The 26,426-nt window shown below is 68.0% G+C and carries 21 protein-coding genes; 9 read left to right on the top strand and 12 right to left on the bottom strand.

The genetic code is table 11. The features are described from left to right. Nucleotide 1: 1 nt before the first annotated feature. From C2L80_RS00340 to gatC, 11 genes are all read right to left on the bottom strand, one after another. Complete coding sequence (locus C2L80_RS00340) at nucleotides 2–913, bottom strand: imidazole glycerol phosphate synthase subunit HisH (RefSeq protein ID WP_087195381.1); 912 nt, start codon at nucleotides 911–913, stop codon at nucleotides 2–4. Further along, nucleotides 913–1,503 carry an imidazoleglycerol-phosphate dehydratase HisB gene (gene hisB, locus C2L80_RS00335; RefSeq protein ID WP_087195382.1) on the bottom strand — a complete coding sequence of 197 codons (591 nt, stop codon included), beginning with the start codon at nucleotides 1,501–1,503 and terminating at the stop codon, nucleotides 913–915. Before hisB ends, C2L80_RS00340 begins: the two co-directional genes overlap by 1 nt. A gap of 27 nt (nucleotides 1,504–1,530) precedes the next feature. Beyond that, entirely contained in the window at nucleotides 1,531–2,664 is a 1,134-nt protein-coding gene (gene hisC, locus C2L80_RS00330; RefSeq protein ID WP_087195383.1) for a histidinol-phosphate transaminase, read from the bottom strand. Continuing rightward, nucleotides 2,657–4,021 carry a histidinol dehydrogenase gene (hisD, locus tag C2L80_RS00325; RefSeq protein ID WP_087195384.1) on the bottom strand — a complete coding sequence of 455 codons (1,365 nt, stop codon included), beginning with the start codon at nucleotides 4,019–4,021 and terminating at the stop codon, nucleotides 2,657–2,659. The genes hisC and hisD overlap by 8 nt, the downstream gene beginning before the upstream one ends. A gap of 3 nt (nucleotides 4,022–4,024) precedes the next feature. Beyond that, complete coding sequence (gene hisG / locus C2L80_RS00320) at nucleotides 4,025–5,743, bottom strand: ATP phosphoribosyltransferase (protein ID WP_087195385.1); 1,719 nt, start codon at nucleotides 5,741–5,743, stop codon at nucleotides 4,025–4,027. A 401-nt stretch (nucleotides 5,744–6,144) separates the two neighbouring features. Further along, nucleotides 6,145–7,065, bottom strand: coding sequence for a DUF2797 domain-containing protein (locus tag C2L80_RS00310; protein WP_087195387.1), 921 nt, complete (start codon nucleotides 7,063–7,065; stop codon nucleotides 6,145–6,147). A gap of 959 nt (nucleotides 7,066–8,024) precedes the next feature. Beyond that, nucleotides 8,025–8,297 carry a holotricin-3 gene (locus C2L80_RS00305; protein WP_087195388.1) on the bottom strand — a complete coding sequence of 91 codons (273 nt, stop codon included), beginning with the start codon at nucleotides 8,295–8,297 and terminating at the stop codon, nucleotides 8,025–8,027. Between the two features lie 66 nt (nucleotides 8,298–8,363). Beyond that, entirely contained in the window at nucleotides 8,364–9,860 is a 1,497-nt protein-coding gene (locus C2L80_RS00300; protein WP_092198560.1) for an alanine/glycine:cation symporter family protein, read from the bottom strand. Nucleotides 9,861–9,920: 60 nt separating this feature from the next. Further along, the gene (gatB, locus tag C2L80_RS00295) at nucleotides 9,921–11,495 is read right to left on the bottom strand and encodes an Asp-tRNA(Asn)/Glu-tRNA(Gln) amidotransferase subunit GatB (RefSeq protein WP_092198563.1); all 1,575 of its coding nucleotides are present in this window, start codon (nucleotides 11,493–11,495) and stop codon (nucleotides 9,921–9,923) included. Nucleotide 11,496: 1 nt separating this feature from the next. Beyond that, entirely contained in the window at nucleotides 11,497–13,092 is a 1,596-nt protein-coding gene (gene gatA / locus C2L80_RS00290) for an Asp-tRNA(Asn)/Glu-tRNA(Gln) amidotransferase subunit GatA (protein ID WP_092198565.1), read from the bottom strand. Next, nucleotides 13,092–13,403, bottom strand: a complete 312-nt coding sequence (gatC, locus tag C2L80_RS00285; protein ID WP_092198568.1) for an Asp-tRNA(Asn)/Glu-tRNA(Gln) amidotransferase subunit GatC — start codon at nucleotides 13,401–13,403, stop codon at nucleotides 13,092–13,094. Before gatC ends, gatA begins: the two co-directional genes overlap by 1 nt. 343 nt (nucleotides 13,404–13,746) lie before the next feature. Between gatC and C2L80_RS00280 the strand changes: the two genes are divergently transcribed. The 9 genes from C2L80_RS00280 (at nucleotide 13,747) to C2L80_RS00240 (ending at nucleotide 24,298) form a co-directional block, all read left to right on the top strand. After that, nucleotides 13,747–14,565 (top strand): 4Fe-4S dicluster domain-containing protein, encoded by an 819-nt coding sequence (locus tag C2L80_RS00280; protein ID WP_103262371.1) that lies wholly within the window; start codon nucleotides 13,747–13,749, stop codon nucleotides 14,563–14,565. A 1-nt stretch (nucleotide 14,566) separates the two neighbouring features. Further along, on the top strand, nucleotides 14,567–16,780 hold the full coding sequence (locus C2L80_RS00275) for a molybdopterin-containing oxidoreductase family protein (RefSeq protein WP_087195394.1): 2,214 nt from the start codon (nucleotides 14,567–14,569) through the stop codon (nucleotides 16,778–16,780). A gap of 231 nt (nucleotides 16,781–17,011) precedes the next feature. Then, complete coding sequence (locus tag C2L80_RS00270; RefSeq protein WP_087195395.1) at nucleotides 17,012–17,764, top strand: TorD/DmsD family molecular chaperone; 753 nt, start codon at nucleotides 17,012–17,014, stop codon at nucleotides 17,762–17,764. An 82-nt stretch (nucleotides 17,765–17,846) separates the two neighbouring features. Next, entirely contained in the window at nucleotides 17,847–18,638 is a 792-nt protein-coding gene (locus C2L80_RS00265) for a 4Fe-4S dicluster domain-containing protein (RefSeq protein ID WP_087195396.1), read from the top strand. 9 nt (nucleotides 18,639–18,647) lie between these two features. Continuing rightward, nucleotides 18,648–19,526: an NrfD/PsrC family molybdoenzyme membrane anchor subunit gene (nrfD, locus tag C2L80_RS00260; protein ID WP_087195397.1), complete on the top strand. Its 879-nt coding sequence runs from the start codon at nucleotides 18,648–18,650 to the stop codon at nucleotides 19,524–19,526. 54 nt (nucleotides 19,527–19,580) lie between these two features. Then, on the top strand, nucleotides 19,581–19,961 hold the full coding sequence (locus tag C2L80_RS00255) for a GntR family transcriptional regulator (RefSeq protein WP_171899985.1): 381 nt from the start codon (nucleotides 19,581–19,583) through the stop codon (nucleotides 19,959–19,961). Nucleotides 19,962–20,008: 47 nt separating this feature from the next. Beyond that, complete coding sequence (locus C2L80_RS00250; protein ID WP_224759132.1) at nucleotides 20,009–20,971, top strand: slipin family protein; 963 nt, start codon at nucleotides 20,009–20,011, stop codon at nucleotides 20,969–20,971. Nucleotides 20,972–21,183: 212 nt separating this feature from the next. Continuing rightward, nucleotides 21,184–22,710 carry an FAD-dependent oxidoreductase gene (locus tag C2L80_RS00245; RefSeq protein ID WP_087194644.1) on the top strand — a complete coding sequence of 509 codons (1,527 nt, stop codon included), beginning with the start codon at nucleotides 21,184–21,186 and terminating at the stop codon, nucleotides 22,708–22,710. A gap of 106 nt (nucleotides 22,711–22,816) precedes the next feature. After that, nucleotides 22,817–24,298, top strand: coding sequence for a LuxR C-terminal-related transcriptional regulator (locus tag C2L80_RS00240; RefSeq protein ID WP_087194645.1), 1,482 nt, complete (start codon nucleotides 22,817–22,819; stop codon nucleotides 24,296–24,298). A 116-nt stretch (nucleotides 24,299–24,414) separates the two neighbouring features. On the opposite strand, the gene C2L80_RS00235 is transcribed toward C2L80_RS00240, so the two are convergent. Beyond that, complete coding sequence (locus C2L80_RS00235; protein ID WP_087194646.1) at nucleotides 24,415–26,367, bottom strand: RecQ family ATP-dependent DNA helicase; 1,953 nt, start codon at nucleotides 26,365–26,367, stop codon at nucleotides 24,415–24,417. Nucleotides 26,368–26,426 lie beyond the last annotated feature (59 nt).

Raw genomic sequence — 26,426 nt, 5'->3', positions numbered from 1 at the left:
CTCACGCCCCTTTCACGATGTTGACGAAGTTGCGCAAAAGCTGCGCGCCGGCATCCGAGCTCTTCTCGGGATGGAACTGCACGCCGAACGCCGCTTCACCGTACTGCACTGCGCTTGGGAACGTCACGCTGTGCGCGGTCTTTCCGATGACGAACGGCCCGTCGGGCGCGATGTAGCCGTGCGTGAAGTAGAAATACTCTCCTGCGGGAATCGCCTCAAAGAGGGGACATGAAAACTTTGAATCGCTCGCAGATCCATCAACGTCAGCGAGGGTTTCCCCAACGCCCGAGATTCGCGGGATCGCGGAGGCGCCGCGCACTTCGGTGCGCATCGAACAACCCAACGGGCCGTTCGATCCCACGCTATGCGCCCGAGCGGGCGCGCCCTGCTCGGCAGAGCCGAGGCAGGGCATTCCGGGATCGCGCGAAGGTCGGGTGCTGGGGAAAACCGCAACGTCGAGCAGCTCCGACAGCTGGCAATCCGGTGGAACCACCGTGTTCCACCCCACGTGCGGCACCTTGTACGCGCGCCCTGCCGCATCGGACTTCGGCAAGGCCCCCACCACGCCCGGCAGCACGGCCAGACCGCGCGCGTTGTGCGTGGAGGCCTCGTCGTCCTCTTCGGGAGCGCCTTCGACCCCCTCCTCGAACATGAGGTGCATGCCCAGGCAGATGCCGAGAAACGGCGCACCGGCGGCGATGCGCTCGCGAACGGCCTCCGCCTGCCCAAGCGCCTCCATGGTGGCAGCGGCATCGGCGAACGCGCCCACGCCCGGCAGCACGACGGCGTCCGCACGCACGATGGCAGCCGGATCGTCGGAGGCGAACGCCTCCGCGCCCGCCGCCGCAAGACCGCGTTCAACGCTCTTCAGGTTCCCCTTGTGGTAGTCGACGACGACGATGCGCGGTGCCATCACAGGCTTCCTTTCGTGGACGGCAGGGCGTCGCCCATGCGAGGATCGGCTTCGACGGCCTGCCGCAGAGCGCGCGCGACGGCCTTGAACGACGCCTCCACGACATGGTGCGCGTTCTCGCCCGCAAGGCTGCGCACGTGCAGCGTGATGCCGGCGTTCGCGGCGAGGGCGATGAAGAACTCCTTGGCAAGCGACGCGTCGAACGCGCCGATCATCACAGGCGGCACCGCCACGTCCCAGTGCAGCTGGCCGCGGCCCGACACGTCCACGGCTGCGAGCACAAGCGCCTCGTCCATGGGCAGCGCGAGCGACCCGAAGCGACGCACACCGCGCTTGTCTCCGAGCGCGCGAAGGATCGCCTGCCCCAGCACGATGCCCGTGTCCTCGACCGTGTGATGGCCGTCCACGTGCAAATCCCCCTGCGCGCGCACCGTCAGGTCGATCAGGCTGTGGCGGGCGAATGCCTCGAGCATATGGTCGAAGAACCCGATGCCGGTTTCGACGTCGGCCGCGCCGACGCCGTCGAGATCGAGGGAGATCTCGATGTCCGTCTCGGTGGTGGCCCGGGCGATGGCGGCGGTTCTGGTCATGAATCCCTTCTCTCTCGCAAGTCCGAATCAGTCAGCGCGGGGTTCCGCAGCGTCAGCCCGTTCCGTCGTCCTCGCCGACGGAACCCTCACGTCGCACTTCCCCATCGCCACCTCGCGCAGGGCGCGCAGGAAGGCGTCGTTCTCCTCGGGCGTTCCGATGCTCGCACGCAGACAGCCCTCCAAGTACGGCGCGCGCGAGAAGTCGCGCACGAGCACGCCGCGCGCGTAAAGCGCCTCCCACGCGCTCGAAGCGTCCTCCATGCGGAAGAGCACGTAGTTCGCATCCGACGGAAACGGCGTGACGCCGGGGATGGCGCGCAGCCCCTCCGCGACGCGGGCGCGCTCCTCGATGATGGATTGGATGCCCGGCTCGAACTCCGCGCGGTTCTCGTACACGACGCGCGCGACGGCCTGCGACACGGCGTCCACCGAGTACGGCTGGCGCACCTTCGCAAGCTCGCGCACCACCCGCTCGCCGGCCAGAAGGTAGCCCATCCGCACCCCCGCCAAGCTGAACGCCTTGGAGAACGTGCGCAAGACGGCGAGGTTCTCGTGCTGCGCCAGATACGGCCGCACGGTCCTGCGCGAGAACTCGAAGTACGCCTCGTCCACCACCACGAGCGCGTCGGTGGCGTCAAGCACGCTCAGCACGAACTCCTCGCGCGCGAGCGCGCCCGTGGGGTTGTTCGGACTCGTGATGACAAGGTAGTCCACATCGCCCTCGGCCAGGCGCGCGAGCACGGCCTCCTCGTCGATGGAGAAGTCCGCACGGCGCGGCACGCTTGCCACGGCAGTGCCGGTGAGGCGCGCATTCGCCTCGTACACCGAGAACGTCGGCGGCAGGTTCAGAAACGTGCGCCCCGGCCCGCCCCACGCGAGCGCCACGTCGAACAAAAGCTCGTCGCCGCCGTTGCCTACGAGCACCTGCTCGCGGGACAGGCCGTTGGCCTCGGCGATAAGGTCGCGCAGGTCGTTCGCCAGCGGGTCGGGATAGCGGTTGAGCGGCACGCGCGCCACCTCGCGCATGATCTCGCGGCGCAGCTTCTCCCCCACGTCGCGAGGGTTCTCGTTCGCGGAGAGCAGCGCGCAAGCCGGCAGGTATTTCGGGTCGTACGGCTCAAGCCCCGCCAGCTGCGGCGCCGCTGGCCGGACGCTACGCATCGGCGCCGCCTTTCGCGCGCCCTCCGTCTCCGGCAGACGCGCCCGCCGCCCCCGCCTCGGAGGCGCCGCCCGCGTCCAGCAGGCTCTTGCGCATCTCGACGCTCATGGAGTGCGCCCATAGGCCCTCGTGGCGGGCGATGGCCATGACGGCGTCCGCGTCGCGGGCGAGCGCCGCCGGCGAGTACTGGATGACGCTCGACTTCTTCACGAACTCGTCGGTGGAAAGCGGCGAGGAGAAGCGCGCCGTGCCGCCGGTGGGCAGCGTGTGGTTGGGGCCGGCCACGTAGTCGCCCACGGCCTCGGGCGTCCATGCGCCGAGGAAGATGGCCCCCGCGTTGCGGACGGCGCCGAGCGCGTCGAGGGCGTGGTCGATGTGCAGCTCCAAATGCTCGGGCGCGATGACGTTCACCGCCTCGAGCGCCTGCGGCAGGTCGGCGCACACCACGACAAGCCCTTGATCGGCCAAGGAGGCCGAGGTGATCTCGGCGCGCGTGGAGGAGGACAGGTGCCGCTTCACCATGCGCTCCACCGCATCGGCATACTCCTCGCTGAACGTGACCAGGTAGCACGCCGCCAGCGGGTCGTGCTCGGCCTGCGCCATGAGGTCGATGGCCACAAGCGAAGGATCGGCCGTGGAATCGGCCACCACGCACACCTCGGAGGGGCCGGCGATCATGTCGATGCCCACATCGCCCGACACCACCTTCTTCGCCGCGGCCACGTACGCGTTGCCGGGACCGGTGATCTTGTCCACCGGCGCGATGGACTCCGTGCCGTAGGCCAGCGCGGCCACGGCCTGCGCGCCGCCCACCATGTAGATCTCGGTGACGCCGCAGATGCGGCACGCCTCGACGATGGCGGGGTCGAGCGTACCGTCCTTCGCGGGAGGCGTGACACACACGATGCGCTCAACGCCCGCCACGGCGGCCGGAAGCGCGTTCATGAGCACGGTGGAGGGATAGAGCGCCCGCCCGCCCGGCACGTAGATGCCCACGGACGAGAGCGGCTCCACCTTGCTGCCCACGAGCGCGCCGTCCTCGCGCGCGAAGAACCAGCTCTGCTGCTTCTGGCGCTCGTGGAAGTCGCGTATCTGCTCGGCGGCCTGGCGCAGCGCGCGGGCCACGTCGGCATCCATCCGGGACGCCGCCTCGGCGAGGGCGTCCTCGCTCACGCGGAAGTCCTCCACGCGCACGCCGTCGAAGCGCTCCGTGAGCTCGCGCAGGGCCACGTCGCCGCGCTGCCGCACGTCAGCGACGATGGCCGTGGCGGTCGAGAGCGCTTCGGCGTTGAACGCGCCTGTGCGCTTGAGGTGGGCGTTCGTGAACGCCTCGCCAGATTCGAGGATGATGCGGCGCATGTCTTACTTCCTTTCCTCGCGTGCGGTCGACGATCGGCGCACGTTTCGCGCGAGCTCGTCGGCCAGGTGCATGATGCGCGCGTCCGTGCGAAACGCGCAGGTGTTCGAGAAGAAGCGGGCGGTGGAGGAGAGCACCTCTTCGACCACCACGAGGTCGTTCTCGCGCAGGGTGGTGCCGGTGGCCGTGATGTCCACGATGCGCTCGGCCATCCCCGTGAGCGGAGCCAGCTCGATGTTGCCGTGGAGCTTCACGATCTCCACCTGCGCGCCGCGTCGCGCGTAGTGCGCGGCGGCGATGCGGGGGTACTTCGTGGCCACGCGGATGGAGCCGAGGCGGCGCTGGTGCTCGAGCGTGTCCGCGGCGGCGCCGGCGGGCTCGGCCACGACGAAGCGGCACGCCCCGAAGCCGAGGTCGACCAGCTCCACGACGTCCGGCTCGGCCTCGAGCAGCGAATCCTCGCCGCAGATGCCGCAGTCCGCCGCCCCCGACGCCACGAACGCGGGCGCGTCGGTGGGCCGGACGATGACGTACTCCACGCCGGGGTTGCGCACGATGAGCGCGCGGCCAGGGTCGGCGAGGCCCGTCACGTCGAGGCCGGCCGCCGCGAGCGCCGCGACGGCGTCGGCGTTGAGCGACCCTTTGGGCACGGCGATGCGCAGCGGGGGATCCACCGCGCCGTCGAAGGACCCCTCGCGCGGTGCGGCGTTCTCTCCCGGCCTTCCGGAGGCCCGAGGCCGCCCCGTCGCCGACGCGGCCTCCATGGCGCGCTCGAGGAAGAAGGCGAACCCTGCGGCGGGACGCGCGACGCCGCGCGGGGCGATCGTGCTGTCGTAGCGCCCGCCGCTTCCCACAGGCGTGCCCATGCCGGGCGCGTACGCCTCGAACACGAGCCCCGTGTAGTAGTCGAACGAGCTCATCACCGAGAAGTCGACGAGCAGCCGCCCGCCTAGGCCGCGGCGCTCGAGCGCGTCGAAGGTCGCCTCGAAGGCATCGAGGCCGTCCTCGCAGCCCAAAGGCCCGACGAGCGCGCGCGCCTCGCCGATGGCCTCGCGGCCTCCGCGAATGCGCGGCAGCTTCCGAATGGCCTCGGCGAACACAGGCGGCGCTCCCCCGTCGCCGGCGCCTTCGGCGACGAGGCGGTCGAGCTCCACGAAGTTCGAGCGGTGGTAGGCGTCGAGCACCCGCTCCTTCCAAGCGGCCGACGCGCCGCACGCCGCAAGGAGCGCGCGCAGCACGCCCACTGTGGCGAGCGCGAGCATGCACTCGTCGGCCCCCGTCAGCGAGAGCGCCTCTGCGAGCAGCCCCACCACCTCGGCGTCGGCCTCGGCGCCGGACGCGCCGACGCACTCGATGCCGATCTGCGTCATCTCGCGCGCTTCGGCCCGCATGCTGCCGTCGGCCTCGCGGAACACGCGCTGCATGTAGCGCAGGCGCAAGGGCCCCGGCTCGTCCACCAAGCGCGTGGCGCACATGCGCGCCACCTGCATCGTCACGTCCGGGCGCATGGCCAGAAGGTCGCCGCGCGCGTCGAAGAGCTTAAAGGGCGACGCGCTCACCCGCCCGCCCGCGCGCATGACGTCCATGATCTCGAGCGTCGGCGTCTCGATGGGCGCGTAGCCGCGCGCGGCGAACGCGTCCTGCACCGCTCGGGCGATGCGCTCGCGCGCGGTCGCCTCATCGGGCAGCACGTCCCGAAACCCCGCCGGCGTCGCCAGGTCCATGCCCCGCCTCCCTTCGTCCGTCATCGCCTGCCGCATTGCAGGCGGCATGTTCGTTGCCGTCACTTTATCACAGTAGAGTGATAAAGTGACGAGATTTTCCGATCTGCATGATTTTACGACACAGAAGCGTCGGGGACATCGAAAAAGGGCCGCGCCTCGGCCTCCCGACGATGTCGTTCGGAAACCGAGGCGCGCATTGGACGCGCGGCTTGCGGTCGCCTCTTGCCAAAGGAGACGGCGTTCGCAGCCGATCGTGCGGATCGGATCTCGGCCACGCCTCGTTCCGTTCGTGCGGATTGGGCCTCGAGCGCGACGACGACGCCCTTCGCAACCGCCGCATTCCGCAGCCGCAGACTCGCGGGCGACCGTAGGAGGCCGGCTCCTCCGAAGGCGCCGGCGCCCTAGAACAGCGAGAACTGCTGCGGCTCGAAGTCGTACTCGCAGACCACTTCGTCCACAAGGAGCTCCACCTCGTGGGACTCCCACTCCTTCACGGACACGACGTAGTTCGCGCCGCCCTGCTCGAACACGAGCGCGCCGCCCACCATGCCGATGCAGCGGCCGCCGCACTCGCCGTCGTGGCCCTCGGGCACCTGCAGGTCGTGGCAGTCGGGCGACGGCCCGCCGAAATAATGCGGCGAGAGATCCTGAGCCGGCTCGGGGGCGAACCCCGTCTGCGCCACCGCGGGAACCTCGGCAAGCCCCGCCGCCCGCTCGTCCAAAACGCGCACGGCCTCGGCAGGGTCGTAGCGCTCCTCCACGAGCAGGCGCGTCTTGAGCGACGCGCGCATCGTCTCGAGGATGCCCGGCTGCGCGCACAGCGCCGCCTCCAGCTCGCGCGCCTCGTCGGCGCACGAGAAGCGCCCCACGATGCGCGCCGCCCGCGCACCCTGCTCGAGCAGCCGTTCGATGCCGCGCGTCTCGGAGGAGATGCCGGCCTTCACATGCTGAGGCGAGAAATACGCGAGGTAGGCGAAATGCGGCGTAAGGTTGTAGGCGCGCTGCTGCGGCGACACGAAGTCGGCGTAGTAAAACGACGGGTTGAAGCCGGTTGCCTCGATGCACGCAGGACACATCGTCTCCTTGGCATCGGGAAGAAGCTCCACGTTGAGCGGACAGCAGCTCTTCTCGTAGGTGGCCAGATCGAAGCGGCCGACGCAGCGGCGGCGCGGCAGACGGCGTAGCGAGAACGTGCGGCCGCGCACGGCGAAGCGGTGCTGCTCTCTGGCGTCCACGTCGTTGACGAGCAGGTACGGGCCGGTCGCATCGTCGAAGCCGTGCCCGGCCAGGACCGTCGTGCGGCCGTTGATGAATCGGGTCATGGGAACATCCTTGTCGAATTCGTAGCGGTTGGGTTGTTGTTTCGATCGGAATGATAGCGCACCGACCGCATAAAGGACAGCGTCACCGCACGGTTACGAAAAAACCGCACAGCCGACCGACCGTCGCGCCACGAGGTGCCAAACGATTTCCGACTCTACGTCAAGCCAAAATTGACATGAGCTTATGTCCATCAACTCTCGAGCCGACCCCCCCTCTCTCTAACCGAGCGCTTCGGAAGGCCCCCTCCTGTGCGGGCGGGACCTCCTGCGATGCCCGCGGGGCTCCGTTCGGCGAGCCGACCCAGCCCATGTCAATCCTGGTTTAGCGTAGAGATTTCCGACACCACCCTGAACGACGGAGCCGCACGCCGACAAGCGCCTCCGCGCGCGGCGATCCCCCCGCCTGAGCCCATTCCTTCGCACGATCCCCTTCCGCAACCGATCAAGAACCCTCGTCTCGACCCCACGAGCCAGCGCACGAACGCCCCACATTCGATAGGCATTTCGTAACGGTAATGATTTGTGATATTTTCATCCATATTTGACCGCAGCACCTCGAACAGACCGCCCCGTAAAGCGAAAATCAGCGAAATCCACCCTTCATATGCTGCCAACGGTAAAATATTTTCCCAACATTCTTGAATCTTTACCGTGACATCCGATACGGGAGCAGTCATGGTAAAATATCATCGAAAAACATCAGATTCGTTACCGTGATGCGCCCGATACGCGGACGAAGGGCATCGCACATCGCAACACCGCCGCGCAGAGCCGACGCCTGCGAGCAAGAACCAGCCTCCAGCCGTCGTGCGCCGCCCTCGCGAACGGTTCGTCTCGCCGTCGAGGTTCGCATCGCGGGTATCCCCAGCCGTCGCGCCCCCGAACAGCGCGCATCCACGAAAAAGCGCCCGTCCCCCGAAGGAGACGGGCGCCTCTCGCAGGCGAACGGCGACGCGGCATCACCCCTGCATCTGCTGAACCGACTGTACCATAGCGAAGTTGAAGCACACGGCCGCCACAACGAACAGCGTCACGACCGCCTTCACCACGACGTTCCAGCCGGTGCGCCACATGAGCACAAGCCCTACAGGGCAGAACACGACGAGGAAGAACACGATCCAAAACGTCTGGTCGTACCACTTCCGCTCGTCTGGCGAACGCACAAGATCGTCTGCCGCCTCGCGCTCCTCGCGCCTCTGCCAATCGCCGGGCCTTCTGCCGTCTTCGCCCATGCCGGTTCCTTTCCCTCGCCGCCGATGCGGCACTGCTCTCTCGTCCTCTCGCCGCTTCGAGCTGCGTCAGGCGCGCTCGGCATCGAACGCTTCGTCGAGGTACTCCTTCACCGGCGGCTCGCCGTAGTCATTGAGCTTGTCCACATGCCAGCACTCGGTCTTCGGCATGCCCTCGACGCGATCGGCCACGAACACCGGATCCTCGCCCCGCTTGCGCTGGGCGGTGTAGTCGTCGAGCGCCTTGAGCGCCCATTTGCCCAGAAGCAGGATGGCCACGAGGTTCACGATCGCCATGAAGCCCATGGTGATGTCCGCGAAGTTCCACGCGAGCGTGAAGTTGTTCAGACACCCCACCATGATGGCGGCCAGACACGTGAGCCGAAACACCGTGAGCACCGTCGTGCTCTTCGTGATGAAGCGGATGTTGCCCTCGGCGTAGAAGTAGTTGCCGATGAGGCTGGAGAACGCGAACGCGAAGATCGCGAACGTGACGAAGTGGATGCCCATCTCGCCCACGCCCGCGTTCACAGCCATCTGCACGAGCGGCATGCCGTTGAGGTCGCCGAACGTGTTTCCGGACTGCACGTAGAAGATGAGCACCATGAACGCCGAGCACGTGCAGATGACAAGCGTGTCGATGTACACTGACAGGCTTTGCACGAGGCCCTGCTTCACCGGGTGCGACACGCTGGCCGTGGCCGCGGCGTTCGGCGCCGAGCCCATGCCGGCCTCGTTCGAGAACAGGCCGCGCTTGATGCCCAGCATGATCACCGAGCCGGCGAACCCACCGAAGATGGCCTGGAAGTCGAACGCCGAAGCGAAGATCACGGAGAACACCTCGGGCAGAAGCCCGATGTTCATGACGGTGATGGCGATGGCCAGGCCAACGTAGGCGATGGCCATGACGGGCACGATGATGGAGGCGATGACGCTGATGCGCTTCGAGCCGCCGAAGATGACGAACGCGGTCATGACCATGAGCACGATGCCGAGCGCCACGGCCGCGCCGTTCGTGGCGTAGTCGGGGATGTAGTACTCGAGCGCGCTCGCCATGTTGAACGCCTGCAGCCCGTTGAAACCGTAGGCGTAGCAGATGATGAGCAGGATGGCGAACAGCACGCCGAGCCAGCGCTTGCCGAGCGCGCGCTCGATGTAGTACGCCGGACCGCCGCGGAACTCGCCGTCCTTGCCGCGCACCTTCCAGATCTGTGCGAGCGTGGACTCGATGAACGCCGACGCCGCTCCCACCACGGCCATGGCCCACATCCAGAACACCGCGCCTGGGCCGCCCGTGGCCACGGCCGTGGCGATGCCGGCGATGTTGCCGGTGCCCACGCGGCTGGCGGTGGACACCATGAGCGCCTGGAACGACGAGATGGATCGCTCGCCCTTCACGTGCTTGCGCTCGGTCAGCTGCGTGAACATGTCCTTGATGTAGCGGATCTGGACCGCTTTCGTGCGGATGGTGAACGAAACGCCCGTGAACACGAGCAGGATCACCAATATGTAGGTGTACAGAAAATCACTGACTTGGCCGGTCAGTCCGATGAGCATCTCTTCCATAAGCCTCCTTTTTCTCATCGTCCGTTGTGCCGCGCGGCGGGCGCGGCACAACGGACGCTCCTACCCGAGCCTCTTCGCCAGAAGCTCGTTTATGACCTTCGGGTTGCCCTGGCCGCGCATCTCCTTCATGCACTGTCCCACGAAAAACCCGATGAGCCCCGTTTTGCCGCCTTGGTACTGCGCCACCTTGTCGGGGTTGGCGGCCAGCACGGCGTCCACCACGGCCTCGATGGCGCCGGCGTCGCTCACCTGCCGCATGCCGCGCGCCTCCACGATGACCGCGGGATCCTCGTCCTCGGCGAGGACGGCCGCGAACACCTCCTTGCCCTGCTTGGACGAGATGGCGTCCTCGGACACGAGGCGCACCAGCTCCACGGCGCGCGCGGGCGTGAGCGGAAGGTCGGCCAGCGCCTCGCCCGCATGGGCGTTCAGATGCGCGGTCACGTCGTTGATGAGCAGGTTCGCCACCGGCTTCGCAAGCGCGCCCGCCTCGGCGGCCGCCTCGTCCATGCACGCCTCGAAAAACGCCGCCACCTCGGCGCTCTCCACGAGGTGGCGCGCGTCGTAGGGCGAGAGCCCGAAGTCGCGCTCGAAGCGCGCCGCCCGCGCGTCGGGCAGCTCGGGCAGCTTCGCGCGCACGCGCTCGACGAACTCCTCCGACAGGTTGTACGGCGCGAGGTCGGGCTCGGGGAACAGGCGGTAGTCGTCGGCCGTCTCCTTCGTGCGCATGACGATGGTGCGCTTGGCCGAAGGATCCCAATGCCGCGTCTCCTGAAGGACGCGCCCGCCCTCCTCCAGCACCTCGGCCTGACGGCAGATCTCGTAGGCCAGCCCGTCGTGGAGGTTCTTGAAGCTGTTCATGTTCTTGAGCTCGGTCTTCACGCCGAACTCCGCCTCGCCGCGGCGGCGCAGGCTCACGTTTCCGTCGCAGCGCAGGCTCCCCTCCTCCATCGAGCAGTCGGAGATGCCGATGGCGAGGTAGATCTGGCGCAGCTTCTGCATGAACAGGCGCGCCTCCTCGGGCGTGCGCAGATCGGGCTCGGTGACGAGCTCGATGAGCGGCGTGCCGGCGCGGTTGTAGTCCACGAGCGAGTGCGTGGCTCCGGCGATGCGCCCTTCCCCGCCGCCCACGTGCACCATCTTACCCGCGTCCTCCTCCATGTGGATGCGCGTGATGCCCACGTGCGCGGTGTAGCCCTCGGCCGTGCGCACGATGTTGCCAAGCGCCTCGCCCTCCGAAAGCGCCGCCGCGTCCACGCGCTCGCGCGCCGCCGGGCCGTCCACCGCAAGGTCGAGGTGCCCGCGCATGCAGAACGCCACCGGCCCCTGCGTGGTCTGGAAGTTCTTCGCCATGTCGGGGTACATGTAGTTCTTGCGGTAGAACATGCTGCGGCGCTCGATGTCGCAGTTCGTGGCGAGGCCCGCCAACACGATGGACTCGATGGCCGCCTTGTTCGGCACGGGCAGGGCACCCGGAAGCCCCAGGCACACGGGGCAGGTGTGCGTGTTCGGCGGCGCGCCGAACTCCAGCTTGCAGCCGCAGAACATCTTCGTCTCGAGCGTCGTCAGCTCCGCGTGGATCTCCAGGCCGATGACGGCCTCCCAATCCCGCAGCACCTCTTCGAGCACGCGCATGCTACTCACCCGCCTTTCCGTCCGCGCCGGCCAGCCCCGGCAGGTCGACCCCCGCGACGGCGTCGGCCGCATCGGGCAGCGACGCAGGTCTGCCGAGCGGCTCGACGGCGTCGGGCGCGAAGCCCGGGGCCACGGGAGCCGGGCCGTACACCGTTTCAAGCGCAGCGGCCGCGCGCAGCATGTTCTCGTCCTTGAACTGGGGGGAGATGAGCTGCACGCCCACGGGCAGATTCGTGTCGGCGCCGAGGCCGACCGGCATGCTCATGCCGCCGTTGCCCGCGATGTTGATGGAGATGGTGAACATGTCCGACAGGTACATGTCGGTGGGATCGCTCACCTCGCCGAACCGGAACGCCGTGCGCGGCGACACGGGCGCGAGGATGCAGTCCACCTGCTCGTAGGCGCGCGCGTAATCCTGCGTGATGAGCGTGCGCACCTGCTGCGCGGGGTAGTAGTAGGTGTCGTACACGCCCGCGGACAGAAGGTAGCTGCCCAGCATGATGCGGCGGCGCGCCTCGGGGCCGAAGCCCGCGGCGCGGCTCGCCTCGTACTGGCCGCCCAAGTCCTTGTGGCCGGGATCGCGATAGCCGTAGCGCACCGAGTCGAAACGGGCCAGGTTGGAGAACGCCTCGCACGGGCCGAGCACGTAGTAGGCGCTCATGGCCGCCTGCGCGTTGGGCAGATCCACCTCCACAAGCTTTGCGCCGAGGGCGCTCAGATGATTCGCGGCCTCCTCCACCTTGGCCTTCACCTCGGAGGTGAGGCCCTGGGCCTCCATGAACGCGGGCACGACGCCGATGCGCATGCCGCGCACGCCCTCGGCGAGGTTCGCCGTGAAGTCGGTCCGGACGTCCTGGCTCGTGCAGTCGAGCGCGTCGCGCCCGGCGATGGCGTTGCATGCCAGCGCCGCGTCCTCCACCGAGCGGGCGAACGGCCCCACCTGATCGAGCGAGCTGCCGAAGGCCACCACGCCGTATCGGCTCACCACGCCGTACGTGGGCTTCACGGCCACGGTGCCGCAGAAGCTGCCGGGCTGGCGGATGGAGCCGCCCGTGTCGGAGCCGAGCGCGACGGTGGCCAGCCCCGCGGCCACCGCCGCCGCGCTGCCGCCCGACGAGCCGCCGGGCACGCGCTCGAGGTCCCAGGGGTTTCTGCTCGGGCCGAACGCGCTCGTCTCCGTGGAGGAGCCGAACGCGAACTCGTCCATGTTGAGCTTGCCGAGCGGGATGCCGCCGGCCTCGATGGTGCGCGCGACGCACGTGGCCGTGTAGGGCGACACGTAGTTGGCGAGCATGGCCGACGAGCACGTGGTGTGCGTGCCCGCGAGGTTCATGTTGTCCTTGAACGCCACGGGCACGCCGGCGAGCGGACCGCACGCGGAAAGCTCGCCCGCGGCCACGGCCGCGTCGATGCGCTCGGCCTGATCGAGCGCAAGGCGCTCGGTCGTCTCGAGGTAGGCGTGCGTCGCGCCGTCGAGGGCGCGGATGCGCGCAAGCGACGCCTCGGCGATCTCGCGGGCGCTGAACTCGCGCGCGGCGAGGCCGGCGCGGATCTCGCGGACGCCCATCGCCGGGAAGGCGCGTTCTGCGGCGGCCATCAGCGATCGCCCCCTTCGCCCAAGATGGACGGGACGAGGAAGCACCCGTCCTGCGCCGCGGGCGCGTTCGCCAGCGCCACCTCTTGCGCGAAGCCGGGCTCCTCCGCATCCTCGCGCATGACGTTTGAAAGGCCTCCGATGGGATGGAACGTGGGCTCGACGCCCGCAAGGTCGTACTCGGTGATGGGCTTCAGGCTGTCGATGATGGCGTTGAGGTCGGCGGTCATCTGCGCCACCTCGGCCTCGTCCAGCCCGATGCGCGCGTACTCCGCGATGCCGCGGACGTCGCGCTCGGTGAGGTGTTGGGCCATAGGGCTGCTCTTTCCTTCTCTCGTTTTCACGCAACGCCGCCGCGAGCATGGTCGGCCGACGTTGGTGGAGCGGGTGAAAACATGACCTGACCATGATAGCAGACCTTTCGGCCCGCAGCGATGCGGGAGATGCGAACCTTCCCCCTTGATTATTCTACTTATATAGAATAATATAACGATAGAACAAAGGAGGCGATCTGATCGGCACGGGGAACCGAAGGGAGGAGAAACGCGCACGCCGACATGCCTCCGGCCCGCTCGGACTCATCCGCGCGGGAGCGCCGTCCGCGCAGACGCGCGGACGCGAGGACGAGATGAGACATTCTCAAAGAAAGGGGGAACCATGGCCAAGTACGGCATGGTGATCGATCTGACGCGCTGCACGGGGTGCCAAACCTGCGTGGTGACGTGCCAGATGCACAACAACCAGAGGCCGGGAGTGAAGTGGAGCTCCGTCGACAGCGTCGAGCAGGGCATCTACCCCGACGTCGACCGCTTCTACCTCATCCATTCCTGCATGCACTGCGATGACGCCCCGTGCGTGAACGTCTGCCCCACCGGTGCCAGCGTGCAGCGCGACGACGGCATCGTCACGGTGGACTACGACACGTGCCTGGCCTGCGGAGCGTGCGTCATGGTGTGCCCGTACGAGGCGCGCACCATCAGCTTCAAGGACGGCTGGAATTTCGACGCCGCCGAGGCGGCTCCCTACGAGAGCTACGGCACGCCGCACGCGGACGTGGCCGAGAAGTGCGTCTTCTGCGCCAGCCGCGTGGACGACGGCGCGCTGCCCCACTGCGTGGAGGCATGCCCGATGGCCGCGCGCGTGTTCGGCGACGTGGAGGATCCCGCAAGCGACGTCAGCGCCTACATCGAGCAGAACAACGCCGAGAACCTGCGCGGCACGTCGCTGTATTATGTGAAGGGAGGCCACGACCTCAACCTGCGCGAGGCGCTTATGACCAACGTCTCGAACGTGCCGAACATCATCGCCGACGAAGCGGAGTCCGCAGGGCCCGTCGGCGAGCAGCAGGCGCCGAACGCGGCGGTCATCGGCGTCGGCGCCGTGGCGGTGGCCGCAGTCGCGGCCGGCGCGGGCTTCGCGGCCGGCAACGCCCGGGGGAAGAAGGCGGCCGACCGCGTCGAGGGAAAGGACGAGTAGCATGAAGAGCCTGAACGACATCACCTTCTCGCGGCGCGCGTTCATGGGAGCGGCGGCGCTCGGCACGGCCGCGCTGGCCGCGGGCGGCCTTGAGGCGGCGGCCCCCGAGGACGCCTTCGCCGAGGAGGCGGGCGGCGAGACGTACGTCTACACGTCCTGCCCCATGTGCAACCAGTCCGTGTTCTGCGGCCTCAAGGGCACCGTGAAGGACGGCAAGCTCGTGCGCGTGGAGGGCAACGACCAGCACTCCAAGCCCAAGCCCTGCCTCAAGGGCCTCACGAGCTTGCAGAACGTCTACGATCCGAACCGCCTGCTGTACCCCGTGAAGCGCACGAATCCCAAAAAGGGCATCGGAGAGGATCCGAAATGGGAGCGCATCGGCTGGGACGAGGCGCTTGAGACGATCGCTTCGGAGTTCAACAAGGCCAAGGAGACCTACGGCGCGGCGTCGGTCACGTTCCATTCGGGCGACCCGAAGGAGCACCTGCCGGTGTTTTGCCGCGTGGCCGCGCTCTTCGGCACGCCGAACGTGTCATGGGGCGGCGCGCAATGCGCCTTCGCCCTGGCCATGGCAAGCATCCTGAACTACGGCAACACCATCATGACCATGCCCGCCGCCCAGACGAAGGTGCACCTGCAGTGGGGCTCCAACATCGCCTGGTCGATGTATCCCCAGCCCACCGCGTACAAGGGCATGCTCGACGCCAAGCGCGCAGGATGCAAGTACATCGTCATCGACACGCGCCTCACCCCCACCGCGGTGCAGCTGGCCGACCTCTACCTGCAGCCGCGCCCCGGCACGGACGGCGCGCTGGCGCTGGCCATGGCGAACGTCATCATAGAGGAGGATCTCTACAACCACGACTTCGTCGAGAACTGGACCGAGGGCTTCTCCGAGTACGCCGAGTACGTGAAGGAGTTCACGCCCGAGAAGGCCGCGGAGATCACCTGGGTGCCCGCCGACAAGATCCGCGAGGCGGCGCGCATGTGGGCCGAGGCGGGCGCCGGCACCATGTGGGTGAGCCCGCACTCCACCACGCACCACACCAACGGCGTGCAGAGCACCCGTGCCATCACGCTGCTGCCGGCCCTCATGGGCTACTGGGACTACGAGGGTTGCCGCACCGTGGCCCCGGGCGTCACCGGAACGGACGACTCGGCGTTTCAGCTGGCCGACAAGATCGCCGAGCTCGCACCCGGCCGCGCCGGCGTCGATCGCTGGCCCGTGTGGTCGGCCATGTCGACGTACTACCAGAACAACGGCCTGCTCGAGTACATCAACGACGGGCTCATCCACGCGGGGCTGTTCTTGGGGACGAACCTCATGAACTTCGCCCAGACCCCGCTTCTGCAGGAGGCCGTCTCCACGCTCGACTTCGCCGTGGCCTGCGACATCCACCTGAACCCCTGGACGCACGACTACATGGATATGGTGCTGCCCGCCGCCGTGTGCTGGGAGCGCGTCGCCCCCTTCCAGGCGCAGCCGAACGGCATCATCGGCAGCCAAGCCGCCATGAAGCCCGCCGGCGAAGCCAAGGAGGACTGGCAGTTTCTGCTCGACCTGGGCTGCGCGCTCGGCTTCGAGGAGGAGTGCTTCCACGGCGACCTGCATGCGTGCATGCAAGCCTACCTCGACGCCGGCGGATCGGGCGCCACGGTCGAGGACATCCAGGCCGCCCTGCCCGGCGTCTACGAACTGCCGATGTCGGGCGAGTGGCAACCGAGGCAGTACGAGCAAACCGGATTCGGCACGGTGTCGGGCAAAGTCGAGTTCAAATCGGGCATGCTCGAGCAGCTGGGCTTCGAAGGGCTGCCCGTCTACGAGGAGCCCTCGGTGAGCCCCGTGTCCACGCCCGAGCTCTTCGAGCAGTACCCGCTCATCCTCACCACGGGCAACCGCGTGCCGTGGTACGTGCACAGCAAGTACCGCCACACGCCCTGGCTCAACCAGTTCATGCCCGAGCCGCTCATCCGCATGAGCCACGAGGACGCCGAAGCGCGCGGGCTTGCCGACGGCGACCGGGCGCGCATGTTCAACCAGCTGGGCGAGATCCAGGCCAAGGTGGAGGTCACGAACATGCTGCACCCCGGCAACGTGGAGATACTCCACGGCTGGGAGCAGGCGAACTCGTGTCTGCTCATCGACCGTACGTTCGACCCCATATCGGGCTTCCCCACTTTCAAGGACGCCCTCTGCGAGATCGAGAAGATCTAGCGCTCGGCCCCTCCCCCGACCTCGCGCCGCACCCTCGGCGCGAGGTCGGGACGGCCCGCCGCACAAGGGCGGAAAGGCCGGATCGGCGGGAGCCCGTTCTCCCTTGCGCGGCCGAGAGCCAGCGCCGAACGGGTTCCCGCCGGTCGCACGGCGTCGAAGACGCCCTCGGGGGCAACCGCGAGAAGCGGGATCGATGAAGGACGACGAAGGGCAACGGAGGAAGGAGCGAACATGGACGAGATGCTGCGCAGCGCGCTCGAAGGCCGCACGGCCGCTTACGGGCTGCTCGCGCGTCTGCTCAACCGAGAGGTGGACGAGGAGCTGCTCGCCGAGCTGCGCGCGCTGCCCTTCGCCGCGGACGAAGCCGTTCGCCCGAACGACGCGAGCGACGCGGACGATCCGGGCAGACGCGACAACACTGCGGATCTCCCCACCGCCGCGTACAGCGCGGATCTCGACGAGGGCAACCGCCTCATGGGGGGCTACCTGGCCGGAATCGGGAACGAGGACGGCGACGCGCAGCGCGCGCTCACGGATCTGGCCGTCGACTTCGCGCGCCTGTTCGTCGTGCGCAAGCGTTCGGAGAGCGCGGCCCCCTACCCCAACGAGTCGGTGCACACCTCCACAGAGCACCTGCGAATGGACGGGGCCCGCGACGAGGTGCGCTCCCTCTTTCGCGCCGAGGGCGTGAGGGCCGCCGACGCGTGGCGGCTCGGAGAGGACCACGTGGCGCTCGAGCTCGAGTTCATGCAGACGCTCGCCGCGCGCACGGTCGAGGCGGCCTCGGCGAACGACGAAGGGGCCGCAGACGACCTGCTGTCGAAGCAGACGAGCTTCCTCGACCGGCATCTGCTGAACTGGGTGCCCGTGTTCGCCGAGACCATGGAGCGAACCGCCCGGACGGACTTCTACCGCGGCGTCGCGCTCCTCCTCGTCGCGCACCTGCACGAGGACCGCGCGCTCGTGGAACAGCTGCTCGGCTGACGAGCCTCGCGGCGGAGCGCCGACGATGGCGCCTTCGCCCGGCACCTGGTAGAATGCCTTCGAGGGAATCGAAGGAGGCGACGTGACGAGGTTCGGCATGGCCATCGACATGGCGCGCTGCACCGGCTGCCAAACCTGCGTGGTGGCATGCCAGATGCACCATGCGCTCAGGCCCGGCGTGGCGTGGTGCGCGGTCGACGCGCTCGAATGGGGCCGCTGGCCCGATGCCGATCACGCCTTCCTCCCCCACGCCTGTCTGCATTGCGACGAGCCCCTTTGTGTCAGCGTGTGCCCCACCGCCGCCAGCCACAAGCGCGACGACGGCACAGTGGGCATCGACGAGGCGCGCTGCATCGGCTGCGGCGTGTGCCTGACGGCTTGCCCCTACGGCGCGCGGACCCTCAACCGCGAAGACGCGTGGCACTTCGGTGCGCCGTCGCCCGCTCCCTACGAGATAGAAGGAGAGGGGCGCGTGGGCGTGGCCGAGAAGTGCACCTTCTGCATCGAGCGCGTGCAGGTCGGGCTGCTTCCGGCCTGCGTGGGGGCATGCCCCGTGGAGGCGCGCGCCTTCGGCGACCTCGACGACCCCGAAAGCCCCGCGAGCGCCTTCGCCGCCGAAACGGGCGCGCGGCCCGTCCCCGGCACGGGCGTCCTCTACGCCGACGGCGGGCGCGGGCTCGACATAGGGCGCGTGGTGACCGAGCGCTACTACGCGCCCGCATCGCGATCGCAGACCGCCGACGGCCGCGTCGGCAAGGGAAACCCCGCGGTCGTGGCCGGCGCGGGAGCGGCCGCGGCGGCGCTGGCCGCAGCCGCGGGCCTCGCGGCGAAGCGAAACCGAGATCGCCGCGCGAAAGCGCAGAGGCGGGCGTAGGGAGGATCCGTGTTCGGCGACTCGATCATCTGGTACCTGTTCCTCGGAGGCGGCGGCGCGGGAGCGGCGGCGGTGCTGGCCGCATGCGACCTGCTGTTCGCCCACCGATCCAGGCTCGGTCGGAGCGATCGCCTCGCCTGGACCGACGAGCTCTCGCGGCCCCTCTTCGCGCGCGGCTACCTCGCAGCGACCGTCGCGCTTGTCCTGGGCGCGCTCTGCCTGCTGTTCGAGCTCGGGCGTCCCGAGCGGTTCCTGTACGTGCTCGCGCTCCCCACGGCCTCCGTGCTGACGTTCGGCTCGTACGTGCTGGCGGCCACCATCGTTTGCGCGGCGGCGCTCGGCGGCATCGCGCTGTTCGGAAGCGCCCGGACGCCCGTCGCCCTCGTGCGGACGCTCGAGTGGGCAGCCCTTGCGCTCGGCCTGGCCACCACCGCCTACACCGGCGTGCTGCTCGCGCAGATCGGGTTCGTCCCCCTGTGGGGAAGCCCCTTCTTGCCCGCGCTGTTCACCTGCTCGTCGCTTTCCGTGGGCGTCGCCTGCGCGATGGCGGCGGCGCTGCCCGATGCGCGCCGCGCGCCGCGTCTTCTGCGCGCGCTCGCGCGGGCCGACAGCGCGGTCATCGCAGTCGAAGCGCTTGTGCTGACAGCCTATCTGGCCTCGGCTGCATTCGGATCGGGGCAGGCCGAGGCGGTGGAAGCGTTCCTGTTCGGCCCGGGCATGTGGTTCTTCTGGATTGGGTTCGTCGCGTGCGCGCTCGCGCTCCCGCTCGCCCTCGATTTCTCCTACACTGGATGCGGTCGCGTCGCGCTGGCTGCCGCCGCCGTGCCCTTGGTGCTGGCAGGCGGCTTCTTCCTGCGGTACTGCATCGTCAACGTGCCCTGGACGTAGCGCGAGACGGTCGGCTCGGCGATGGATCCCGAAGGTGCGAGGAAAGGTGAGGACGTGGCCCTGATCGAGGTGGACGAACGCAGCGGCATACCCATCTGGGTTCAGCTGCGCAACCGCCTCATGTACCTCATCGACTCAGGCCACTACCGAAACGGCGACCGTCTGCCCACGGTGCGGGCGCTGGCCGCCGACCTCAATGTGAACTACCACACGGTGAACAAGGTGTACACGAGCCTCGAGCACGACGGCTACATCAGCTCGAAGCGCGGACGCGGGGCGTTCGTCAGCAAGGAGGGCGACGCCGAAGAGGACGTGACGTCGGGCGACGCCGTGCTCGTCGAAGCCATCCGCCAATGCCTTGAGCTGGGGATGACCGCAGACGACGTGGAGCGCCGCTTCGCGAAGGCACTCGAGGGATTCAAAGGGGACGCGTGAGCGGCCTTCGGCCGCCGTCCGCACGATCGACCGCATCGGAGGAAGCCATGAACGCACACCGCACGAAATCCGCCCCGGCAGAGCGCCCGTCCGGCCAGACGGCCCTTGTGGAGCCCGCATCCGCTCCGTTCGCGCCCATGAAGGCCACGAGAAACGGCGTCGTTTTGTTCTCGCTCGCGCTCGCGGCCGCCGTGTTCGCGGCCGTGGTGGCCGTGGCGTATTTCGGGTTCGGCATCATGGGGCCGTGGGTGCTTGCGCTGGCGCTCGTTTTGGCCGTGGCGCTCGCGCTGTGCATCCACATCGCCATGGAGTGGGAGCGCGTGGTCATCTGCCGTTTCGGCGCGTTCAACCGCGTGGCGGGACCGGGCCTCATCTTCATGGTGCCCATCGTGGAGCAGGCCGCGTGCCATGTGGACCTGCGCACCGTGACCACGTCGTTCGGCGCCGAGAAGACGCTCACCTCCGACCTTGTGCCCGTGGACATCGACGCGGTGCTGTTCTGGATGGTGTGGGACGCGCAGAAGGCGTGCATGGAGGTGGAGGACTACCCCGCCGCCGTCCTCTACGTTGCGCAGACCGCCATGCGCGACGCCATCGGGCGCATGAGCGTGGCCGAGGTGGCGCTGTCGCGCGAGCAGCTGGACAAGGAACTCAAAGAGTCCATCGAACGCGAGACGGAGCCATGGGGCATCGCCATCCTGTCGGTGAAGGTGCGCGACATCGTCATCCCCGCCGAGCTGCAGGAGGTCATGTCGCTCGAAGCCCAGGCCGAGCGCGAAAAGAACGCGCGCCTCGTGTTGGCCAGCGCCGAGGAGGACATCTCCGAGATGATCGCGAGCGCAAGCGGCGTCTACGACGGCAACGAGGCCGCCTTGAAGATCCGCACGATGCACCTTCTGTACGAGAGTATCAAGAAGTCCGGGGGCACCGTGGTCACCGTCCCCTCGGCCCTCTCCGACGGTCTGGGCGCGTCGGCCGAGGACGTCGTGAAGGCCCTCGGCGGAAAGTAGGGGAAGAGGCGAGCCGCCCGCCTTCCTTCGTCAGGAAAAGTCGCCCGTCCTGAGGAAAAAGCTGAATCAACCAGAAACCACCCGATTCGGGTGTAGGACTCCCCCGTATCTTCGCTGCCGCGAAAACGCGATTCGGCCTAGCCTTTCCCTTTGTTGCAAGGCATGCGGTCGGCCGTTCGCGCCAGCCGCGTTCGAAGAAAGGGGATTCCATCATGCGCCAAGAACAAGAGCAGGTCTTGAAAGGTGCCGAAAGCCATCCGCATCGGCCCATCGACCGCCGCACGCTCCTTGCCGGCGCGCTTGGGGCATCCGCGCTCGCAGCGCTTGGATTGGGAGGCTTAACGGGCTGCGCCCCGCGCGCGGCAGACGCGAGCGAGGTGCATTCGGGAGGAACGTTCGACATCGTCATCGTCGGAGCAGGAGGGGCGGGCATGACGGCGGCCCTGGGAGCGAGCGATGCGGGGGCGCGCGTTATGGTGCTGGAGAAGATGTTCGTGCCGGGCGGGAACACCTGTTTCGCCGAAGGGGGCATGAACGCCTGCTGCACGCAACCGCAATCCGATGAGGGCATCGAGGACAGCGTCGAGCTCTTCGTCGAGGACACGCTCACAGGAGGCCACAATCTGGGAAACCCGGATCTCGTCACCTACATGTGCGAGCACTCGAACGAGGCGCTCGAGCGCTTGGCCGAGCGGGGCATGCCCCTCACGAAGCTCTCCACATCCGGGGGCGCGAGCGTGCCGCGCATCCACCGCCCCGAAGACGGCAGCGCCGTGGGCAAATACCTGGTGAAGCACCTCTGCGCGCGCTGCCAAGAGCAGGGCATCGAAATCGCCACCCGCACATCGGCCAAGGAGATCATCATGGAAGAGGGCAAGGTGGCAGGCGTGCGGGCCCTCGACGACCGAAACGGCCACGTCACCGAATACCGCGCCCCGGTCGTCATCGTGGCCTCCGGTGGATTCGGAGCGAACCACGAAATGCTCGCGCAGTACCGCCCCGAGCTTCTGAACGCCGTGACCACGAATCAACCGGGCGCTCAAGGCGAGGGCATCCTGATCGCGCAGGCGGTGGGCGCCGACGTCGTGGACATCGAGCAGATCCAGGTGCACCCCACCGTGGAACAGAGCACGTCCATCCTGCTGAGCGAAGGCATCCGCGGAGACGGCGCGGTGCTCGTGAACAGCGAGGGAAACCGTTTCACCGACGAGCTGCTCACGCGCGACGTGGTATCGGCTGCGGAATGGGAACAGCCGGGCGGTTGGGCGTACGCCGTATTCGACCGAAAGGTGTACGACGAGAACAAGAGCATCAAAGAGAAGTTCGAGAAGAAGGGGCTTGCCCTTTCGGCCGACACGCTTGAGGGCCTGGCCGCCCAGATGGAGACCGTCCCTGAGTCGTTCCTGGCTACGATGGAGGCGTACAACGGGGCCATCTCTTCGGGAGCAGACGATCCGCTCGGACGCTGGAAAAGCCGCTACCCCATCGACGAGCCGCCGTTTTACGCCGTCAAGGTGGCGCCAGGCATCCACCACACCATGGGAGGCGTGCGCATCGACACGGAAGCGAAGGTGCTCGACACCGCGGGAAACGCCATCCCCGGCCTGTTCGCAGCAGGAGAGGTGACCGGGGGCATCCACGGAGGCAACCGGCTGGGAGGCAACGCCATCTGCGACATCAACGTGTTCGGGCATCGCGCAGCCGAAAGCGCCGTCGCCTACCTCGGCATCTCCAGGTAAACGCTCCAAGCTGAAACCCGGCTTCCCTTCCGAGCCTTGACAAGCCGAGTTAGAGCCCAACGTTGTGATATGCTTTCCCCGTTACGGCGAACGGTCGAGGAGGGGCATGGACGCTCAGAGGAAAGAGAGCGCTTTGGGGCGCATCATCGCGTGCGCCCCGGCGCTTTCCCTTAGTCTGTTCGGGCTCGTGGCGGTTCGCATCTGGATCCAATGCAATCTCTACGACCGCTACCTCTCCACCGATTCGGGCATCGTCACCATAGCGTCGAACCTGTTTCGCGTCATGGTCATCCTCGCCCTCATCTCCCTCGTCATGAAACGCGAGTTCACCGAGCGCGCCCGCAGCCGCCTGTTCGCCGCGTCGATAGCGGCCATGACCCTTGCGAGCGCGCTCTTCCTCGCCAACACGGCGGCCCCCTCCCCTTCGCTGCTGTGGACCGCATGCCTTCTGGCCGGGTTCGGCATCGCCTGGGGCGGCGGGCGGTGGATATGCCTGTACGTGCGACTTTCGACCGACGAGGCCCTGTTGTACGCGTTCGCCTCGCTCGGAGCGAGCGCGCTGGTCGGATTCCTCCTTGGGCTCATGCCCGAGAACGTCACCTATCTCTTGGCCATGCTCATGCCGCCGCTTTCGTATCTGGCCTACGAACGGGCCGAGAGGTTTCTCGACGAGCGGAACCTCGACGCCCCACGCGACACCGTGTACGACGAGGAGCCGCGCTCGACGTTCGTCCGCCTCATATTCGGCATCGTCCTGTTCAACCTCGCGCTCGGCATGGCCAGAGGGTTTCCCCACGGCTCGTCCATCGATCTTCCCACGCCTTTTCAAGCGATCCATCAGGCGTCTGTCGCCATCCTCTGCGCATACGTGATCTGGCGAGCGCTCGTTGCCAAAAGAAGGCTGGGGTTCTCGGCATTGTGGAACGTCTCGATGACCTTCATCGTCTTGGGAGCGCTCACGTTGGCCGCCGCGCAGCCGAACGTGGAGCCTTGGGGTGCGGCAGCGGTGGCGGTGGCGAACACCTTCGCCGTCGGGCTTCTGTGGTTCAGTTGCTACGATCTCGCCCGCCACACGAGTCTGCCCGCCCCCATTGTGCTGGGTCTGGCGTGGGTCGCCCATATCGCGCCGCGCGAGACGGGCCGAGCGCTCATCTGGGCCGCCGAGCCCCGCACCGAAGCGGCGATGGCCGTCGCCGCCGTCATCGTTCTTCTGCTGGCTGCGAGCATGGCTTTCCTCCTCAGCGATAAAACGCCCGTTGCCCGTCCCCTGTTCGCCGAACTGCTCCATCCGAGCGATCAGGTTCGAACCGCTCAGGCGGCGTTCGGCTCCTCGAAGAAGGAGCCCCCTGCGCTGACCGACCCCCTCGATGCGAAACTCGCTTTGCTACGGGAAAGGCGCTTCCTCACCGAACGCGAATGCGAAGTGGTCCGCCACCTGGCGCAGGGCCGTAGCAAGACCGCCATTGGCGAAAAGCTGTTCATTTCCGAAAACACCGTGCGCACCTACGTGAAGAACATCTACGGCAAGCTTGACATTCACAGCAAGCAGCAGCTTCTCGACCTGCTCGACACAATGGACCAACACTGAACGGACATCTTGACGTCAAGGGCGACCCTACCCCGTCCCTCGCGGACTTCCACGCCCGCGCAGCGACCGAACGCGCCGGATCGCCCATCCTCCCGCAGACCCCGCCTTTCGCCCGCTCACTCCCCTTCGATGCCGCGCTCGCGGCCGTATGCGGCGATTTCAGAGAGGAAAGCCTCACCGTATCGAGCGAGCTTCGTAGCCCCCACGCCGCTGACCTCGAGGAATTCGTCGTCGGTGGCGGGCAGCTTCGCGCACATGTCGCGCAGGGCCGCATCGGAGAACACGATGTAGGGCGGCACTTCGGCCGCATCGGCGATGCGCTTGCGCAGGGCGCGCAGCCGTTCGAACAGCGCAGGGTCGGCCTCGGAGGACGCCGCGGAGCCGGAACCGCCGAACACCCGCCCCGCGCCCGCACCGGTGCGGGCGGGCTTGCGCGCCACGCGTTTCATCTCCAACTTGAAGCCCTCGCCGCCCACCTCGCGGAAGCGCGCGCCCAAGCCCACTACCGGGTACGATCCCTCCGTGATGTCGAGGTAGCCCGCCGCCGCCAGAAGCTCGATGACCTCTTTCAGCTGCGCGGCGGGCGCGTCGGCCGTGCCGTAGCTGGCCGCCGCGTCAAGGCGCAGCTCCCGCACCTTCGCGGTGTCCGCGCCGCGCACCACGTCGGCCACGACGCCCTTGCCGAACCGCCCGCGCAGCTCGTGCACGCACCGCACCACGGCCCGCGCCATCTCGGTCACGTCCACCGCCTCGAAGTCTCCCGAGCAGTTAGAGCAGCAGGTTCCGTCGGCCTTCTCCACCGAGGCGGACCCGCCGTTCGCGCCGCTTTCCTCGGCGGCTCCCCCTTCCGCCTCCTCCTCCCGCTCGCGCTCCCCGAAATACTCCAGGATGTACTTGCGCAGGCAGCCCGTCGTCAGGCAGTAGCCGCACATCGCCTCTAAGAGGCGGCGACGCGAGGCACGCACGACATCGACCTCCACAGGTGAAAGCTCCTCGTTGCCCAGCTCCCGCTCGATGAAGAAGCGGCAGGTGGATACGTCTCCGTCGCTCCAGAACAGCAGGCACTCGCTCGGTTCGCCGTCGCGCCCGGCGCGGCCCGCCTCCTGGTAGTACGCCTCGATGGATCCGGGCATGTTGTGGTGGATGACGTAGCGCACGTTCGATTTGTCGATGCCCATGCCGAACGCGTTCGTGGCCACCATCACCGGCGCGTCGTCGGCGATGAACGCGCGCTGGTTCTCCTGCCGCTCGGCCGTGGAAAGCCCCGCGTGGTAGCGCGTCGCGCGCACGCCGGCCGCCACCAGCGCTTCGTGCAGCTTCTCCACATCCTTGCGCGTGGAGCAGTAGACGATGCCGCTTTCCGCGGCGTGTTCCAGCGCGTAGGAGGCGATGCGGGCCAGCTTGCGCTTCGGCTCCAAGCGCTCCACGCCGAAGAAGAGGTTCGGGCGGTCGAACCCGGTCACCGCCTCGTAGGGGTCGCGCAAACCCAGAAGGCGCACGATGTCGCGCCGCACGCGCGCGGTGGCCGTGGCGGTGAGCGCCGCGACGACCGGACGCGTGGGCAGCTGCGCGATGAAGTCGCCGATGGCGAGGTACGACGGGCGGAAATCCTGCCCCCACTGCGACACGCAGTGCGCCTCGTCCACAGCCACGAGCGGGACGCGCGCGGCTTGGGCGAACTCGAGGAAGCGCGGATCGGAAAGGCGCTCGGGCGCCACGTACATGATCTGGTAGGCCCCTTGCGCCGCACGGCGCAGCACGGTGGCCTGCTGGCCGGGCGTGAGCGTGGAGTTCAGATACGCCCCGCGCACGCCCGCGTCGATGAGCGCGCGCACCTGATCGCCCATGAGCGACACGAGCGGGCTGATCACAAGCGTGAGGCCGTCCAGCACGATGCCGGGCACCTGATAGCAGATCGACTTGCCCGCGCCCGTGGGCATGACCGCCAGCGCGTCGCGGCCGCCAAGGATGGCCGAGACCACGCCCTCCTGCCCCGGCCGGAAGCTTCCGTATCCGAAATGCCGCCGTAGCGCCTCCCGCGCCGCCTGTGCCGCCTCGATGCCCGCCATTCCCGCCCCTTTCGCTCGAACCCTGCCCGCCTCGATCATAGCACCCCGCCGCCCAGCCG

The organism is Rubneribacter badeniensis (assembly GCF_002899695.1).
Classification (GTDB): domain Bacteria; phylum Actinomycetota; class Coriobacteriia; order Coriobacteriales; family Eggerthellaceae; genus Rubneribacter; species Rubneribacter badeniensis.
The sequence above is the reverse complement of the archived record's forward strand: the minus strand, read 5'-3'. Positions and strand labels throughout refer to the sequence as shown.

Bases quoted from the DNA above. Each gene is read 5' to 3' on its own strand.
- C2L80_RS00300 (WP_092198560.1), bottom strand. From the start codon at position 9,860: ATGGAAGAGATGCTCATCGGACTGACCGGCCAAGTCAGTGATTTTCTG.
- C2L80_RS00340 (WP_087195381.1), bottom strand. From the start codon at position 913: ATGGCACCGCGCATCGTCGTCGTCGACTACCACAAGGGGAACCTGAAG.
- C2L80_RS00270 (WP_087195395.1), top strand. From the start codon at position 17,012: ATGGACGAGATGCTGCGCAGCGCGCTCGAAGGCCGCACGGCCGCTTAC.
- C2L80_RS00245 (WP_087194644.1), top strand. From the start codon at position 21,184: ATGCGCCAAGAACAAGAGCAGGTCTTGAAAGGTGCCGAAAGCCATCCG.
- hisD (WP_087195384.1), bottom strand. From the start codon at position 4,021: ATGCGCCGCATCATCCTCGAATCTGGCGAGGCGTTCACGAACGCCCAC.
- C2L80_RS00235 (WP_087194646.1), bottom strand. From the start codon at position 26,367: ATGGCGGGCATCGAGGCGGCACAGGCGGCGCGGGAGGCGCTACGGCGG.
- C2L80_RS00240 (WP_087194645.1), top strand. From the start codon at position 22,817: ATGGACGCTCAGAGGAAAGAGAGCGCTTTGGGGCGCATCATCGCGTGC.
- C2L80_RS00250 (WP_224759132.1), top strand. From the start codon at position 20,009: ATGAACGCACACCGCACGAAATCCGCCCCGGCAGAGCGCCCGTCCGGC.
- gatC (WP_092198568.1), bottom strand. From the start codon at position 13,403: ATGGCCCAACACCTCACCGAGCGCGACGTCCGCGGCATCGCGGAGTAC.
- C2L80_RS00305 (WP_087195388.1), bottom strand. From the start codon at position 8,297: ATGGGCGAAGACGGCAGAAGGCCCGGCGATTGGCAGAGGCGCGAGGAG.
- hisC (WP_087195383.1), bottom strand. From the start codon at position 2,664: ATGCGTAGCGTCCGGCCAGCGGCGCCGCAGCTGGCGGGGCTTGAGCCG.
- hisB (WP_087195382.1), bottom strand. From the start codon at position 1,503: ATGACCAGAACCGCCGCCATCGCCCGGGCCACCACCGAGACGGACATC.
- gatA (WP_092198565.1), bottom strand. From the start codon at position 13,092: ATGGCCGCCGCAGAACGCGCCTTCCCGGCGATGGGCGTCCGCGAGATC.
- gatB (WP_092198563.1), bottom strand. From the start codon at position 11,495: ATGCGCGTGCTCGAAGAGGTGCTGCGGGATTGGGAGGCCGTCATCGGC.
- C2L80_RS00310 (WP_087195387.1), bottom strand. From the start codon at position 7,065: ATGACCCGATTCATCAACGGCCGCACGACGGTCCTGGCCGGGCACGGC.
- C2L80_RS00280 (WP_103262371.1), top strand. From the start codon at position 13,747: ATGGCCAAGTACGGCATGGTGATCGATCTGACGCGCTGCACGGGGTGC.
- hisG (WP_087195385.1), bottom strand. From the start codon at position 5,743: ATGGACCTGGCGACGCCGGCGGGGTTTCGGGACGTGCTGCCCGATGAG.
- C2L80_RS00275 (WP_087195394.1), top strand. From the start codon at position 14,567: ATGAAGAGCCTGAACGACATCACCTTCTCGCGGCGCGCGTTCATGGGA.